Origin of the sequence: Halogeometricum rufum, from assembly GCF_900112175.1 — an archaeon.
In the GTDB taxonomy this organism is placed as follows: Archaea; Halobacteriota; Halobacteria; order Halobacteriales; family Haloferacaceae; genus Halogeometricum; species Halogeometricum rufum.
Map to the genome: position 1 here is coordinate 82,375 of NZ_FOYT01000003.1, position 15,632 is coordinate 98,006.

At 63.8% G+C, this 15,632-nt stretch carries 18 protein-coding genes; 12 read left to right on the plus strand and 6 right to left on the minus strand.

What is annotated here, in order from left to right; translation table 11 throughout:
* The first annotated feature begins 70 nt into the window (after positions 1-70).
* Together BM310_RS15530 and BM310_RS15535 are read left to right on the plus strand one after the other, a co-directional pair.
* Positions 71-364, plus strand: a complete 294-nt coding sequence (locus BM310_RS15530) for a hypothetical protein (RefSeq protein ID WP_245778515.1) — start codon at positions 71-73, stop codon at positions 362-364.
* A gap of 168 nt (positions 365-532) precedes the next feature.
* Positions 533-1,345 carry a sodium:calcium antiporter gene (locus BM310_RS15535; RefSeq protein WP_089809909.1) on the plus strand — a complete coding sequence of 271 codons (813 nt, stop codon included), beginning with the start codon at positions 533-535 and terminating at the stop codon, positions 1,343-1,345.
* Positions 1,346-1,551: 206 nt separating this feature from the next.
* Here BM310_RS15535 and BM310_RS15540 read toward each other — a convergent pair whose 3' ends face one another.
* Together BM310_RS15540 and BM310_RS15545 are read right to left on the minus strand one after the other, a co-directional pair.
* On the minus strand, positions 1,552-2,685 hold the full coding sequence (locus BM310_RS15540; protein WP_089809423.1) for an SPFH domain-containing protein: 1,134 nt from the start codon (positions 2,683-2,685) through the stop codon (positions 1,552-1,554).
* A gap of 244 nt (positions 2,686-2,929) precedes the next feature.
* Positions 2,930-3,235 carry a DUF5789 family protein gene (locus tag BM310_RS15545; RefSeq protein WP_089809425.1) on the minus strand — a complete coding sequence of 102 codons (306 nt, stop codon included), beginning with the start codon at positions 3,233-3,235 and terminating at the stop codon, positions 2,930-2,932.
* Positions 3,236-3,632: 397 nt separating this feature from the next.
* Here BM310_RS15545 and BM310_RS15550 point away from each other — a divergent pair, with 397 nt between their 5' ends.
* Both BM310_RS15550 and BM310_RS15555 read left to right on the plus strand, forming a co-directional pair.
* The gene (locus tag BM310_RS15550; RefSeq protein ID WP_089809427.1) at positions 3,633-3,965 is read left to right on the plus strand and encodes a DUF5789 family protein; all 333 of its coding nucleotides are present in this window, start codon (positions 3,633-3,635) and stop codon (positions 3,963-3,965) included.
* Positions 3,966-4,204: 239 nt separating this feature from the next.
* A complete protein-coding gene (locus tag BM310_RS15555; protein ID WP_089809428.1) occupies positions 4,205-5,224 on the plus strand; it encodes a HEAT repeat domain-containing protein in 1,020 nt (339 codons plus the stop codon).
* A 300-nt stretch (positions 5,225-5,524) separates the two neighbouring features.
* On the opposite strand, the gene BM310_RS15560 is transcribed toward BM310_RS15555, so the two are convergent.
* Positions 5,525-5,983 carry a pyridoxamine 5'-phosphate oxidase family protein gene (locus BM310_RS15560; RefSeq protein WP_089809430.1) on the minus strand — a complete coding sequence of 153 codons (459 nt, stop codon included), beginning with the start codon at positions 5,981-5,983 and terminating at the stop codon, positions 5,525-5,527.
* 309 nt (positions 5,984-6,292) lie between these two features.
* Between BM310_RS15560 and BM310_RS15565 the strand changes: the two genes are divergently transcribed.
* From BM310_RS15565 to BM310_RS21765, 3 genes are all read left to right on the plus strand, one after another.
* Positions 6,293-7,186, plus strand: a complete 894-nt coding sequence (locus BM310_RS15565) for a universal stress protein (RefSeq protein WP_089809432.1) — start codon at positions 6,293-6,295, stop codon at positions 7,184-7,186.
* Positions 7,187-7,516: 330 nt separating this feature from the next.
* On the plus strand, positions 7,517-8,776 hold the full coding sequence (locus tag BM310_RS15570; RefSeq protein ID WP_089809435.1) for an ABC transporter substrate-binding protein: 1,260 nt from the start codon (positions 7,517-7,519) through the stop codon (positions 8,774-8,776).
* Positions 8,763-9,158, plus strand: coding sequence for an FAD-dependent oxidoreductase (locus BM310_RS21765; RefSeq protein ID WP_394328067.1), 396 nt, complete (start codon positions 8,763-8,765; stop codon positions 9,156-9,158). Before BM310_RS15570 ends, BM310_RS21765 begins: the two co-directional genes overlap by 14 nt.
* Here the strand turns inward: BM310_RS21765 and BM310_RS15575 are convergent.
* Entirely contained in the window at positions 9,130-9,549 is a 420-nt protein-coding gene (locus BM310_RS15575) for a universal stress protein (protein ID WP_089809437.1), read from the minus strand. The genes BM310_RS21765 and BM310_RS15575 overlap by 29 nt on opposite strands.
* A 319-nt stretch (positions 9,550-9,868) precedes the next feature.
* Between BM310_RS15575 and BM310_RS21055 the strand changes: the two genes are divergently transcribed.
* From BM310_RS21055 to BM310_RS15595, 5 genes are all read left to right on the plus strand, one after another.
* Positions 9,869-10,057 (plus strand): hypothetical protein, encoded by a 189-nt coding sequence (locus BM310_RS21055; protein ID WP_143105175.1) that lies wholly within the window; start codon positions 9,869-9,871, stop codon positions 10,055-10,057.
* Positions 10,058-10,196: 139 nt separating this feature from the next.
* Positions 10,197-11,423, plus strand: coding sequence for an ABC transporter substrate-binding protein (locus tag BM310_RS15580; RefSeq protein ID WP_089809439.1), 1,227 nt, complete (start codon positions 10,197-10,199; stop codon positions 11,421-11,423).
* 95 nt (positions 11,424-11,518) lie between these two features.
* Positions 11,519-11,695, plus strand: coding sequence for a hypothetical protein (locus BM310_RS21490; protein WP_177232667.1), 177 nt, complete (start codon positions 11,519-11,521; stop codon positions 11,693-11,695).
* A gap of 516 nt (positions 11,696-12,211) precedes the next feature.
* Complete coding sequence (locus BM310_RS15590) at positions 12,212-12,817, plus strand: hypothetical protein (RefSeq protein WP_177232668.1); 606 nt, start codon at positions 12,212-12,214, stop codon at positions 12,815-12,817.
* The gene (locus BM310_RS15595) at positions 12,814-13,476 is read left to right on the plus strand and encodes a hypothetical protein (RefSeq protein WP_089809443.1); all 663 of its coding nucleotides are present in this window, start codon (positions 12,814-12,816) and stop codon (positions 13,474-13,476) included. Before BM310_RS15590 ends, BM310_RS15595 begins: the two co-directional genes overlap by 4 nt.
* Before the next feature lie 55 nt (positions 13,477-13,531).
* Here BM310_RS15595 and BM310_RS15600 read toward each other — a convergent pair whose 3' ends face one another.
* Both BM310_RS15600 and BM310_RS15605 read right to left on the minus strand, forming a co-directional pair.
* Positions 13,532-13,996: a DUF1269 domain-containing protein gene (locus BM310_RS15600; RefSeq protein ID WP_089809445.1), complete on the minus strand. Its 465-nt coding sequence runs from the start codon at positions 13,994-13,996 to the stop codon at positions 13,532-13,534.
* A 258-nt stretch (positions 13,997-14,254) separates the two neighbouring features.
* Positions 14,255-15,583, minus strand: a complete 1,329-nt coding sequence (locus tag BM310_RS15605) for an AI-2E family transporter (RefSeq protein WP_089809447.1) — start codon at positions 15,581-15,583, stop codon at positions 14,255-14,257.
* Positions 15,584-15,632: the final 49 nt, after the last annotated feature.

Consider the following 15,632-nt stretch of genomic DNA (forward strand, 5'->3'; position numbering starts at 1 on the left):
CGCACACATCGGAGCGGTCGCCGACAGACTCGGGCTTGCGCCGGTCGTCGGTGAACTCCTCAACGGGTTGGTGCTCGGCCCATCGATTCTCGGTTTCGCCGCCCCGAACGTCACGGCTATCGTCGTCCCGATTCCCGATCGGCTGACAGCCCTTGCGTCGCTCGTTCTCCTCCTCGTATTGGCCGGAACTGAAATCGACGGTCAGACGGTACGCCGCTACGTTCGACCGACGATAGCGCTCGCTACCGGAGCCTCCGTCGTACCGTTCCTTTCCGGATTCGTCTCGGGATGGGTTCTCCCAGCGAGATTCCTCGTCATCCCCGAGCAACGACTGCCGTTCTGTGGGGAGGCGAACCGGCGCTGACGCGACTACGGGTCTCGTCGGTCGGGTCAGTGGCGGTGCTTTCGTTGAGAGGTTCTCACCGAACGGTGACCACGATACGTGAGAACGAGGCGTTCTTTCACGGCGGCTTCACGACCCACTCGATGAGTGGTTTTTGCGGCCATCCGTGGGCGTTATTAAGTGCTCGCGATGGTGAGCGACGGAGCTGCTGTCCAGATCGGAATTCTCGTTGCGACAGTCGCGGGGCTCTGGATCGGGGCCCGTCTCCTCGTCGATTCCGTGATCAGGCTGGCCCGTCGGCTCGGGCTGTCGGAGCTCACTATCGGCCTCACCGTCGTCGCCGCCGGCACCTCCACTCCGGAACTGGTGGTCACCGCCGACGCGGCACTGGCCGGTCTGGGGGCGATCGCGGTCGGCAACGTCGTCGGGTCGAACATCTACAATCTCGCGTTCATACTCGGCGTCGTCTCGCTGGTTCGGGTCATTCCGATCGAGCGGTCGCTGGTCCACCGTGACGGAGTGGTTCTGGTCGCGAGCACGCTCGTCGGTGCCGCAGTCATGTTCGACCGAACGGTGGTCCGTGTCGAAGGTGCCGTGCTCCTCGTCTCGTTCGTCGCCTACACGGCGTACCTGCTCCGGACCGGTGATGACCCCCCGGACACGGTTCCCAGTTCCGTGAGAGGGGGGATACCGACAGCGCTGACCGAACGTGTGACGTTCCGCGGACGCGATGCGGTCCTGCTGGTGCTGGGGCTCGCCGTGGTCTTGGTGAGCGGCGACCTGATGGTGGAGACGGCCTCCACGCTGGCACGGGCAGCGGTCATCCAGCCGGTGTCCTTCGGGTCAGTCGCGCTCGAGTCCGTCGCATGGCTCATCGTCGTCGCTGGGGTCGTGGTCGCGGCGCTGTGGACGGGCCGAAAGCTCTCGCGGCCGGAAGGAGCGGTGTTCGCTGCCTCGGAGGTCGGACGGTGGGTGCTGGGACTGCTGGGGCTGGTCGGATGAGAGACGCTCGGCCGCGATGAGTGGTCCTGCGAGAGCCACTGCCGAGAGGTGCGCGCCGTTGAATCGGGAAGCCCCTCGAGAAGGCCTGTTGTAAGTCAGTGCGGGACTTCGCTGAGACGGTCGGCTCTCCGTCTCGGCGGTATCGTGGAATCCGGGGTCGCGACGGGTCGGACGGAGACAGCAGCGATTCGCGGGAGTACGCCGGTCTACGACGAAACCGACGTTTGTTCTTCCGGTTCCGTGGCAGGGTCGTCCTCGACGGCTTCGTCGGCGCTCTCGACGTTCGGGTCACCGTTCTTGACCGCCTTGGCCTGCTGTTCCAGCCCTGCGACGTCCATCTCGGCGGCCTTCTCTATCTCGCCGAGAATCTCCTTGATGTCGTCTAGACCGATGAGTTCGCGCGTTTCGGCGTCGAATTGCAGGCTGTCTAACTGGTGTCCGTTGGCCGCCACGTCACTGCCCGCGAGGTGCTTGCCGTAGCGACCCACCAGCGAGGTGAGTTCCTGGGGGATGACGAACGTCGTCGACTCGCCCTGCCCGATCGCTTCGAGCGTGTCCATTCCTTTGTCGATGATGGCGCGTTCGCCCATCGACTCGGCGGACTTGGCGCGCAGGACCGTCGAGATGGCGTCACCCTGTGCTTCGAGGATCTGACTCTGCTTTTCGCCCTGCGCTCTGATGATGTTCGACTGCTTGTCCCCTTCGGCCTTCTCGACTGCACTCCGGCGTTCGCCCTGTGCTTCGAGGATCGTCGCCCGGCGTCTCCGCTCCGCGCCGGTTTGCTGTTCCATCGCGTGCTGAACCTCCTGACTTGGGTTGACCTCTCGGACCTCGACCGACTCGACGCGAATTCCCCATTCGTCGGTCGGTTCGTCCAGTTCCTTTCGAATGCGAGCGTTGATCTCCTGCCGCTTGTTCAGCGTGTCGTCCAGTTCCATGTCGCCGAGGACCGCCCGGAGCGTGGTCTGGGCGAGGTTCGATACCGCCGTCTTGTAGTCTTCGACCTCCAGAAACGCCTTCTTCGCGTCCATCACACGGAGATAGACGACAGCATCCGCTGTCACGGGGGAGTTGTCACGCGTGATCGCCTCCTGACGAGGCACGTCCATCGTCTGAGTACGCATGTCGAACGTGTACGTGCGCGAGACGAACGGAGGGACGAAGTTGATACCCGGTTCGAGCAAGCCGCGATACTCGCCGAACACGGTGAGCGCCTGTTTGTCGTAGGCGTCCACGAACCGCACCATCTGCCAGACCGTCACCACTGCCAGCACCAGTACGAACAGGCCGACAATCCAGAATCCGAGAGCAGAGATCTGTAGCGTGATCGGAGCGTGCATGTGTTCCGGGTTCCGTCCATAACAGCATCAAGAGCCGACATTTTCACTCTCGTTCGGTTTTTAATTATGTGGGGTACACAAACGGCGGCATACGGACTCGCCTACTCAGAGTAGAGTCCCGTCAGGGCTCCGAACGCTCACAGGCCCGCGGCTTTTCAACCGTCACGTGTGCGCATCCGCCGAGCGTATCACGACCGTTCGCGGTCGGGAACGAGCACTCACTTGGGTAGCGACGGCGAACTCCTCAGAACGAAATGTCGGTTTCGTCCGTGGGCCCTCCCGATGCTCCGGAGAGGTTAGCACCCCGGTCGTCGTAGAATTTGCGCCCGATGTACTCGTCGCTTAGATTACCGATGATGGTCGTGAACAACTCGTCGGCCGACGCGTACGTCTCCTGCCCGACGGGTCCGATGATCGTAGAGACCGTCTCAGTTTCCTGAGCGTCTGGAGCCTCGATATCGACCGCTCCGACCTGCCTGATGACCGAGTCTTGGTGGATCGGAAACGTGAGTTCGTCTTCGAGAAATGCGAGTACGTCACTTATCTCCATAGGACAGGTACACCGACGTTCCCCGGTTACCTCAATTGACAGCGTTTTACTACTCGAGGTGTTTTTGATTAACCGAGTCACTTGGCTCCCCGCACCGTTCACGGTGATACTGTGAACGAGCGCTCTCCTAACGGTGCCCCGGTTGTCGCCGCTTCCGAATCGACAGTACACCGAAATGTGGGACAACGCCCCTCGGCTCTGTGCGGTAGCGTCAGCCGTTGCGTGAACGAGGAGGTCAATCTCGTTCGTGAGGTCATCGACTCCGTGCTTCGACGTTCTATACTGCGCGGTCTATGACACCGGTACGTCGTCCAGGTTCCCGACGAACGCTCCGATATCGAGGGCCACACCGACGAGCGTCCACACAGTTATCCGAATCGGGTGCCTATCTCAGAGCATGCCGGACGACACACGGGACCGAGACGAGACCGCAGACGACGAACAGCGACAACAGCCAGAACGGAAGCGAGAGGACGTTCGCGACCGCGCCCAGGAAGAACGAGCGATGAGCGGTGACCCCGGTGGGCGGCTCGGTGACCTCGATGGGGCGCTCGCAGCCCAAGACTATCCAACCACGACGGACGAATTGGTCGAGGCCTATGGCGACTACGAGATCGAAGCCCAGGGTGGGACGATGTCCCTCGAAGAGGTGCTCGCCCCGACCGATAACCAAACGTACGACTCCGCCGACGATGTCCGAAGCCGCGTACTGGGATTGGTGCATCGGTAACCGCCGTCGTCCCGGTATCCGCTCTCGCCGGTCCATCTTTCTCCCGCACTCGAAGTCGGGCTCACCATCTCACGGCACTCTCTCGGCGATTCTCGGTTCCTCCGGTGGTTCGTCGCGCCACTTCTCGTTCGTGTCCTTCGAGGTGATGCGTCGGACGGCGAAACGACCCGGACCACCGCTCCCGTCAGGGACGCATTTTTAATACCGTCGAACGGTCCGTTTCGGTAAGGGACCACTCTATGGACGACTCGACCCGTTCCGCGTCGGCAGACCGCGTCGTCGACCTCTTGGAGCGTGACGCCCGAGACGAGGCTCTCGAACGTCTCGAGACGGTACAGTCGGCGACGGCGGAGGACCGGAAGGCGACGGTGCGGTCACTCCGAGCGGTGGCCGAGGACCGCCCCGTACTCGTCGGGGAGGTCTGTGCGGCGCTGACGTCGTTTCTCGACGACGAGGAACGGTCGATTCGGTTGACGGCCGCGAAACTGTTCGTCGCTGTCGCGGAGGCGACGCCGAACGCCGTCGTCCCCGCGGTTCCGTCGCTCGCCGACCGACTCGGTGACGAAGGGGAGTTCTACTACGTCCGCGCCCGGTGTGCCGAAGCGCTCGGGTACGTGGCGCTCGACCGTCCCGAGGAAGTCAGCGACCCGGGGACGCTGGCGGAGTTGCGGGTCGGACTGTCGTTCGACGAACCGGAGGTGAGAGAGAAGTTGGCGAAGGCGCTGGCGTGCGTCGCACTGGGCGACCCGAGTCGGCTCCGACACCAGGTCGCCTCGCTGGCCGACCACCTCGACGACGACCGAGAACTCGTCCGCTACCACCTCTGTACGGCGCTGGTGGTAGTGGGATGTGAACACCCCGAGAGGCTCTCCGAATCCGAGGCGGCGTTCCGGTCGCGACTGACGGACGAGAACGAGAGCCCGTACGTCCGGGGGCGCGCCGCGGAGGCTCTCGCCTTGCTCGTTCGGGACGGGACGGCCGTCGAACCGGTCTCCGAACTCGACCCGGGTGCGTTCGAAGACGACGAGGCACCGGCGTTTCTGACCGACCGGGTGCGTTTCCTCCGGCGTCTGCAGACCGGCGAACGGACCACCGGAGTGCCCGATGGAGTCGGGACCGTCGAGGCAGTTCGGGCGGAGACGGCCGGTGTCGCGGACGAGATCGCGTCGCCCGACGGCGACGGCGAGTGTCCGAACTGTGGGCTCGCCCTGCCGGCGGAGGGACCGCCGATGTGCCCGCGATGCGGTGCCCCTCGGTGATGGTCGAGACGGAGCGACGCACCGCGAGGCGACCCGACTCCGACCGGCGTTCGAACGCAACCGACGGCGCGGCGACGTACTCCAACAGCGCGGGTCGCCGTAGTTCTGCCCAGACGCGTGCCGACGTCGAGTCCAGCAGCGTCGAAACGGTTGCTTTCGTGCGGAGTAGAGACGCGAACGCGGTGCTTCTTAGTCATCTTGGCGAGCGCTCGCCGTAGTTTCCGCGTCGCAGTCCCGGATAGCTGCGTCGGTCCCCGTAGAAATCGCGCGCTGCCGTCGAAGCCGTCCCGGTCGCACCGCTCAGTCCCCAGCCTCGGCCTCCCGTTTCCCGGCGACGTCGTCGGGCGAGAGTCGGAAGAACCGGAACTCCAGCGTGAGCGGATGGCTGTCGTACACGTCCACGAACGGGATGGCCACTCGCTCCATCGCATCGGCGACGGCCGAGTCGAGCGCCGATTTCGTGATCTCTTCTAACCTTCCCGTGGCGACGACGCTCCGCCAACCGGCGTCCGTCCGGTCGTGCGTGACGAACGAAACCATCACGTCGTCGTCCACGACGTCCGTCTTTCCAGCGTCGTCGGGACCGACTGCGAATCGGAAGTAGAAGTTTCCAGTCTCCGGGTCGTACCCGTACGACACCGGACGGGAGTACGGCGGTTCGCCGCTCGGAGTATCGACCGATATCGTACCCGTTCCACCGTGGTCCAAAAATTCGTTCCGTTCCTCCTCGCTCATCCGTACCGAGCGGACATCCTCCATACAGGCAGTTCTAGTTGGAACGCAAAAACTGTGGCTCCGCGCGCCGACCGCAATCGGACCTGTGGGTCCGCAATCGAGCGCTCCGTTCGGGAATCGAAGGACCGACCGATTCGGGTTCGCGAGCCCACGGCACCGAGACTGGGGACGTTCGGGCGACCCTGACGCTGCCATCTCCCGTGACGGACCTGCTGAACTCGGTTCTGCCGTGCGGCCCTCGAATCGCGAGACCGAACTCGTTCCGGCCAACGTCGAGAGTCGGAAACGGCCCCAAACGATGAAGATGGTCGCAGGCAAACAGCTCTCTTCGGGATGTACGACCGCATCGTGATTGCTGTCGACGGGAGCGACGAAGCGAGGCGAGCAGCACGACGTGGCCTTCAACTGGCTCAGATGTTCGATGCGACCGCTACTGTTCTCTCCGTCGTCGAACGGAAGGCGCTCCGACTCACGGAGACCTCCGCAGAGAAAACTCGGTTCCGAGAACGAGGAGAGGAAGCCCTCGCAGACGTCGAAGAACTCGCGTCCGAACTGGGCTACCCCGTTCGCACGAATCTGACCGAAGGCAAGCCCGCCGTCCGGATCAGCGAGTACGCGGACGAGCGGGGCGCAGACCTGATCGTCGTCGGGAGACAGGGGGTGACCGGGCTCGGTCGGCGTCTCCTCGGCGGCGTTACCGAACGGGTCCTCCATCGAAGCGACGTGCCCGTACTCGTCGTTCCGGGCGGAGACGACGCCGGGACGGAGTCCGGTTACTCGCGAGTCCTCCTCACGACCGACGGGAGCGAAAACGCCGACGTGGCGACTCCCCACGGAGTAGCGATCGCCCAGCGGTATCGCTCGGAGGTCCACGTTTTGAACGTCGTGGATCTCCAGACCGCGGGAGGCGTATTCAACGCGGGAGGCCTCGAAAGGGAGTTCGTCGAACGACTCGACGAGAGAGGCCGAGAAGCCGTCGACAGCGTTGCGGACGAAATCGCGAACGCCGCAGCGGAGTTGACTGTGACGACTGCCGTCGAACGGACGAGGGCGTACGAAGGGGTCGCCCCCGGTGTCCGCGAGTACGTCGAGGAAAACGAGATCGATCTCGTCGTGATGGGTTCGCACGGCCGGTCGGGCCTTCGGCGTCAGCTTCTCGGTAGTGTCGCTTCCACCGTGCTTCGGACGGTCGACGTTCCAGTTCTCGTCGTAAAGCGGCCCGGCTGACGTCCGCCACGAGCGAGTGTATCGGTCGAGGAAACCGACGACTCACTCCTCGACCCGCCCGACCCGTTCTCGAAGCGAGTGAGCCCGGTCGTTCGTGAGTTCCCCGCTCGGTCACGTCTCCGCTCCCGGCGGCTATCCACCGTTACGGGCACTGGCGACGGGCGAGTCGACGCGACCTGATGAGCGACGCCGACGGACAACCGGTGGTCCCGACGTCGTCGGCCGGCGTCTCGTGAACGGCCGATATGTCGCCCCCAAAGCACAATTCGTCGAGCTTTAGGTCGGCCGAAATCAGAACCGTTTTATTGGATTAGGTGGACCTAAAATCTGGTGTCAGACGACGATCTAGCACACGAGGCCCCGACGCGGCGGGAGTACGTGAAGTACGGGGGAGCGTTCATCGGCGGAGGATTGCTTGCGGGCTGTACAGGCCAGCCCGATACCGGAGGGACGCCGACGGCGGCGAGTACCGACACCGCAGCGGTCACCGAGACGGGAACGCAGACGGAGCAGGGCAGTTACACGGTCGAGATGTTCCCCGTCGGCGAGGTGGAATTCGAGTCCGTTCCGGAGTCGGTCACGACTTACTCGATGGCGTGGGCGGACATGGTAGTCTCGCTCGGACAGGCGGAGAAACTGCAGACAGACAGACTGAGTGGGCCCACGCTCTTCTACGACAGGTTCGACATCGACTACGACATGAACTGGCCACCGCTGTGGCAAGACGGCGGGATGCCCAAAGAAGTGTTCTACGAGCACGACCCAGACGCGTTCCTCATCGACCCGAATCTGATCCAGGCGTGGGACGACAACTGGGAGGACGCTGACGTCGAGGAGATCGAGTCGAACGTCGCCCCCTTTTTCGGGTGTATGAACCGCCGCTTCCGTAACGAGTGGCAGCAGGAGGTGGGGTACCCCGAACGGGCTCCGTCGATGCTGGAGGCGTTCGAGAAGGTCGGAGCGGTCCTGGACGAACGGACCCGGGTGGAGGCCTGGCTCGACCTCCACGAGGACCTCCAGTCCGAACTCCAGTCACGGATTCCGGACGACCCCGAGACGCCGTCGATAGGCCTGATAAATAGCGGCTCCTCTCCCGAAAGCGGCGAGTTCTACGTGCTCTATCTCGAGGACAACGGATACGAGATGAAGCCCTACCGCGACCTCGGGTTGGTCGAAGCGGACGCCTTCGCGGGCGTCGAGACCGGACAGTACGGACTGACCGACTACGAGACGTTGCTGGAAGTGGACCCGGACCTCATCCTCGTCCACTGGGGCATCACCACGGGGTCGGTGACCTTCGGCGGCGACGGCGCGTTCGACGCCGAACAGTTCCGCGAGAAGTTCGTCGCGCCGATGGAGAACGACGACGTCGGGAGCCAACTCACCGCGGTTCAGGAGGGACGCGTCCTCCCCGGTCCGACCGCGGAACAGGGGCCGCTCGTCAACGCGTTCCAGACCGAACTGACCGCACGGCTGTTCTATCCCGAGGAGTTCGGCGAACTCGACTTAGACGCGCCGTTGGACGTCTCCGAGGAAAAACAGTTGTTCGACCGTCAGCGCGTCGCAGACATCCTCGATGGGAACCTCTGAGCAACCGACGAATCACGACGTCGTCGTCGGTGGCGGACCGGCGGGCTCCTCAGCGGCCGTCTGTACCGCTCGGTATAGCCTCGACACGGTCGTGTTCGACGAGGGAAGCGTGGCCCTGCGACGCTGCGCATCTGAGAGAACTACCTCGGGTTCTCCGCCGGTATCGACATCGATACCTTCTACCCTGATGCACGCCCACGTCAGCAAGGTGGGATGTGATGTGATCACCGAGACGGTCACCACTATCACACGCGAGGCGGCCGATTCGTCCGAGTCAGGCGTCGGGAGAGTACCGAGAATCCGATCCACCTCTCTCGTAACACTCCCAGAGAGGTCCGACGCCCGCCCGAAGTTCAGTCGCGGTCACCCGCGGGAACGGTGAGGACGGGAACGGGTGAGAGTCGAACCACTCGTTCGGCGACGCTTCCCACGACGAGACGGTCGATGCCCGACCGTCCGTGGGAGCCGACGACGAGGACGTCGATGCCGCGTTCGGAGACGTACTCCAGTATCTCTTCGTGCGGATTCCCCTCCGCAATCTCGGTCACGACGGAGAGTCCCGCTTGCGTTCCCGTCACCTCGACGTCTCGCAGTGCCTCACGCCCCTCGTCCCGGAGCGCTTCCCGTAACGGTCCCGAGCGTGCGACTCGAAAGTCGACGACGTACAGGGCGTGGAGAGTCGCCTCCCACCGCGTCGCAATATCGATGGCGTGTTCGAGTGCGGCTTCCGCACCCCGGCTCCCGTCGGTTGGAATCAAGATGTCGTCGTACATACCTACCGTTGACGTGGGAGCAGTATCAAAGCCACCGGGTCGACAGTCGCACCGCGTGTCATCGAGACGGTGCTCCGGACACTCCACGTGTTGGGCGTGACTCCCGAGACCGGCCAAGTCGTTCGATACGGCCGTGCCGAAACTAGCACGCACATCGCCGGTCCTCCCGCTTCACCTCCGACGTCGGATGCCCGAATACGACGATGCGAGTCGACGTGACCTCCTCGCGACAGTCGTGGTATCTCCTCGCAAACAAAAGCGCCCGTTTGAGCTATGGTCGTATATTTAACAGATAGACGAGTAGAACGAGGTGAGAACGATGTATCCGGTACAAACCGTCTACCCACTCGCCTTAGCCGGAGTAAACGTCACCGTCGGTTCGCTTCTCTACTACCTGCTCGAATCGCTCCTCGGAGTTTCGCTGGTCGCAGTCGGAGTTCTCGTCGTCTGTGCCGTAATCGGAAGGACAGCCTGCGAACACAACCCTGTACGCGGGAAATCCGCGTGAGTGCTTCCCGCGCACTTCCCTGATTCGGCGGACCGCATCGAGTATCCGCCGACGGAAGCGTCCGAACGAATTGCCTTCGGAGGATTCGGCTCGGAAAGGAACCAGAACTGTTTTGTTGTTTTAGGCTGGCCTAAATCTCATGGGAGAAGACGGCTGTGAAGACGAAGCACCGACGCGGCGAGACTACGTGAGATACACCGGTGCTGTCTTCGGCGGCGGACTGCTGGCGGGCTGCACGGCCGAGAACGGTTCCGGAACGACCCCCCACTCGACGGAGACGGCCGCTCAGACGACGGCCACGGACATCGCCACAGCGACGCAGGCGGAGACGACGGCGGGGAACGACGCCTACACCGTCGAGATGGCGCCGGTCGGAGAGGTGACCTTCGAGTCGGTCCCCGAGACGTGGCTCCCGTACGGTGGCGACTACGCCGACATAGGGGTCGCCCTCGGGCAGGCGGACGGGATGCTGGGTATCGGTCAGGCCGGAGAGTACCACACCGACCCGTACGAGGAACTGCCGGGCGTGAGCGTCGACGAAGACGAGCTAGCGGAACACGACCTCGTCGAGGCCGACATGTCAAAAGAGCTGTTCTACGAACTCGGCGCCGACGTCCACGTCGTCGATACGGGGATGCTGCGAAACTGGTTCGACTGGAGCGACGGCGACGTCGAGGAGATTCGCGAGAACGTCGCGCCGTTCCTCGGGAACACGATCTTCCGGCGGTCCGACGGCTGGCACGACTACCGCTACTACACCCTGTATCAGGCCTTCGAGAAGATGGCCACCCTCTTCGGAGAACGCGAGCGCTTCGAGGCGCTGAAATCGCTCCACGACGAGTTCGTCGCCGACCTCCAGTCGCAGTTACCCCCTGCCGCCGAGCGACCGACCGTCTTCCTCACCTTCGAGGGGACCGACGAACCCGAGACGTTCTCGCCGTATCGACTCGCCGACCAGGGGACGAGCAAGAAACAGTGGAACGACCTCGGCGTCAGCGACGCGCTGGCCGGCACCGGTATCGAGAACCTGAGTACCGAGAACCGCGGCGAACTCGACTACGAGAACCTGCTCACCGTCGACCCGGACGTGCTCCTGATTCGGGGTCACGAGGACAAATCGGTCGCGGAGTTCAGGGACACCGTCCTCGCGTACATGGAAGGCCACCCGGTCGCGAGCGAACTGGCGGCCGTGCAGAACCGGCGGGTGTACCGCGGGGGATACCTCCGACAGGGGCCGATCCAGAATCTGTTCCTCACGGAACGCGCCACCCAACAGCTCTATCCGGACACGTTCGGGGAAGTGACATCCGACGAACGACTGTTCGACCGCCAGCGAGTCGCCGACATCGTCGCGGGGGCGTTCTGACCGTGACGGAAGAGCGCTCGCGCGCGTCGACCCGAGAGCGGAACGAGCGGACGAGACGGGCGGACCGGTCGGCGGACCGTCCCGACAGGCCCCGTATGCGCGCCCGGCGGTGGGTCATCGCGTACCACTACCGCGAACCGGCGGACTACGGAGTTCCGGAACTCCCCGAGTGGACGGTGCGCCGCACGGAGTGCAACGGCATCTCACTCGCCGAGGACGACGACTCGGAACCGTTCATCAGTGCGGACCGACCGGTCCGGGTGCGGAGGTAGCGGAGTCGATACTCGGCCCGTGGCGCGAACGCGTCCCGTGGCACGTCGTTGTCGGTCGAAAACCACCGTAGTGGGGGACGACGACGGTCGAGACGACGATCGCCGAAATCGGAGGCCCGACCGGTCCAGTTAGCCTTCCGGCCGAGAGGACGGGCTAGAATGTCGAGAGAGACACTGGTCAGGCGGAGACAGACGAGCGTCGACGGTGTGACATTCCGCGTTCACGGAGACGAAAGTGGCCGATTTTCGCTCAGTACCATTTCATTGACAATATTGTCTTACGTAGCTACGGGTGTAATGCTTAGGCTGTTTCTCACTGGAACACGAGAGTCGGAGAGACGTGAACGCGTCCACTTCGGAACGGGTCGGTTCTATCGAGGTCACTGCGCACCTCCCCTCACCAGGGACGAGACGAGGGGTATAGGTTGATTACGATTCAGGTTCTCTAGAGGGGCGAGAAGCGACCGAGGTACCGCTGCGACGAGTTCTGTCGGTCGAGTCTCGGGAGAACTCATCATGAGTCAGGCACTTCCAGAAGAGTGGTTCGTTATCGACGACCGGGTGAACGCGGCTATCGCGTGGATACTGACCGCCGTCGTCGCCGCAGTCGGAGTTAGTAATCTCCTCGAGGGAGCGTTCGTCGTCACGGCTCTCGCAGTCGTCACGGCGGGCGTCGCCGTCGTGCCGGCACTGAGTCGTCGCTCCTGGACGAAGACCGTCCCGTGGTGGATGCTGCTGCTCGCGTCCCTCCCGTTGGTCGTCGTCACCTACGACCGGTCACTTCTGGGAGACGCCGTCTTCTCGGTCAGCATCGCTATGCTCGCGCTTCTCGTCGTCGTCGCACTTCAGATGGTCACGACCGTTCGAATGACTCCGAACTTCGCCATCGGGTTCGTGATGGTCGTGACGATGGGGACGGCGGGACTGTGGGCGCTCGGGTCTGGGGCGTCGGCACGGTATCTCGGGACGGCGTTCGTCGAGACCAACGAGGAACTGATGCTCGTGTTCAGCGCCGTGTCGGTGGCGAGTGTCTTCTCGGCGTTCGCGTTCCGCTGGTACTTCAGACGACAACTGGAAGCGAATCTCGAAGACGGCTCGCCCGCGGAGGTGGAGACGGCATGAGACTGACGGCGTACGTGACCGAACGCCGGCAGACCCGGCTCGTTCGGTTCCTCCAAGCGGTGATGGTCGGAATTCTCGCCGTCGGCCTCCTCACTCTCAACCCGGGAATCGTCGTCAACGCCGCCGTCGGTCTCCTCGTGACGTTCCTCCCGGCGTACCTCGAACGGAACTACAAGTTCGCGATGAACGTCGGCCTCGTCCTCTGGATCACGGTGGCGATGTTCCTCCACGCGTTCGGGACGCTTCCCCTCCCGGCGTTGGACTTCCTGAGCCCGTATTCGGCGACGTGGTGGTGGGACCACATGACGCACGCGCTCTCGTCGTCGCTGGTAGCGGGCGTCGCCTACGCGACCGTGGTCGCCCTCGACGAACACTCGGAGTTCGTCCACATGCCGCCGAAGGTCCTCTTCGTCTTCATGCTCATGTTCGTTCTGGCGTTCGGCGTCGTCTGGGAACTGCTCGAGTTCTACATCAGCGTCGGTGCCGGCCTCGTCGGAGCCGACACGGTCCTCACGCAGTACGGCCTCGAAGACACGGTGCTGGACATGTTCTACAACACGGTCGGCGGCCTCCTCGTCGCCGTCTTCGGGTCGGCTCACCTGTCCGGCGTCTCGCGAGAACTCGCCGCGAGACTCGACGCCCGGTCCGCGAACAGGTGACTCGGGCCCTACTCCTCGGTCGTCGGAAGGAGCCGGTGTCGCGCGCTCTCGCGGATTATCCCGATATCTCCTCGGCGGCGAACGCCTCGCGAAGTCTGTCCTCGTCTTCGGGCGAGAGGTTCGTCTCGAGAATCTCGAACTCGTAGTCCGACAGTTCCTGTTCGATTCGCTCCATCTGCGCGTCGCGGGCCAGCAGGAACAACGCGGAGTCGCCCGGTTGGACCGTATTCGCGACCTCTTTGATGAACGAGTCGTCGATACCGATATCGGTGAATTTGCCGCCGAGTGCGCCCGTCACCGCTCCGACGGCCATTCCGAGCCACGGCATCCAGAAGATGACGCCGATGAGGAGTCCCCAGAACGACCCCCCGAGCGCACCCGCACCGACGAGGCTGTAGGCCTGTTTGACCTTCACTTGGCCGTTCTCTTTCCGAACGGCGATGGCGGCGTCGTCTATCGTGATAAGTTCCCGACGCTGCAGTTGGTACATCTTCTCCCGCATGTTCTCCGCGCCGTCCATCGTGTCGAAAGCGAGTACTACTAACGAACTCATTTTGCTTACCCGTCGACACGTATGCACGAAAGCAGCATAAACGATGCTTATAGACCGCGCGACTGTCGTCGATTCGGTAATACGCCGAGGGTCCGCACGGTCGGACGGCCAGCGACGACTCTCGACGAACTCCGTACGTCGAATACGCGACCGGGTCAGGTTCACCGCCTCCTTCGCGGTGCCGACCGACCGTCTCTCCTGTCCGAGATGGCCGAACGGCGGTCCTCACTCGTTCGGGGCAGGGCCGTCGCGCTCGACGGGCCCCGAGACCCGCCGGTCGGCTTCGGAGTTCGAATCGTCCGCCTCTCTGCGCTCTGAAATCGGTGCCTCCGCGGACGGCCGTGGACGCGCCGATTCGCTGTCTGACCCGTCCGCCGGTTCGCGGTCGGATTGCGAGGCGTCGAGGAGCCACGGGAACAGTATCCGGCCGAACTCGAACGCCACGACGAACAGGAGCGGTGCGAGGAAGATGCCGTACCACCCGAAGAGCAGTGGGCCGACGGTGTACGCGAGCATCACAGCACCGACGTGGAGCGTCCGACCGCTGACGTACGGGCGGAGCAACTGGTCGGGGACGTAGTCCACGATGACGAAGGAGACGGCGAAGAAGACGACGGGGAACCAGACCGCTTCCGGGTCGAACCAGAGCGCCCGCCCGAGGAGATACGCCCCGACCGGCCACGTGACGAGTTTGATACCGATAACCGGGACGAGACTCGCCGCGCCGACGAGGATACCGAGGAACGCCGCCTCCGGGATTCGAGTGGCCGTCGGTGCGAAGACGTTGAGCAGGCCGTACGTCGTGGCGGCGAGGATTCCGGTGAGGAGTGCGTTCAGGATGTTTCCGAAGTAGACGTTGTGGAGGTCCCTGTCGACCGTCACGAAGTACGACTCCAGACGGCCGCCTTCCTCGACGAACGTGTTCCGAGCCCACCGCGCGACGAGGTAGTCGTCTCTGAGCAGGTAGAAGACGAGGATGAGGACGATGAACGCGTGAATACCGACGTTGACGGCGACACCGACCCAGCCGAGTATCGACCCGACGGCGTCGCCGACGAAGGCTCCGAGGTCGACGTCGCTGAGCCGACTCGGGTCTCTGAGAACCTCGTCGAGGAACACGCCCAGTTGAGTCAGCAGCGACGTGAGGTCGAGATACGGCTGGACGAACGCCTCGACGTCGCCGAGAACGTCCGACTCGAGCAGGTCGTCCAGCGAAGTGAGCAAGATGGCGAACGTCCACCCGGCGACGAACAGGAGGGGCAATGCCACCACTGAGAGCGTGAGGGCGACAGCGACCGTCCGTGACCCGAACCGAGTCTCGACGCGACGCAGTACCGGACGGGTGACGTAGTAGACGAAGAGGCCCACGACCACGGTGCCGACGTACCGCCACCCCACGTAGAGCAGTCCCGCGACGAGGACGAGCGTGACGAACCAGAGCGCCGCACGTCCGCGGTCGAGAGCGGGCCACTCGACGGTCGCGGCGACTCCTCCGGCGTGGTCCGTCTCGGACGGGTCGGACGCCGACGACTCGGTGTTGGGTTCTTCGGCCATGGTGGAGACGGACGATTGCGGTAGGGGGTGATGCGTCCTGCCGCCTGCC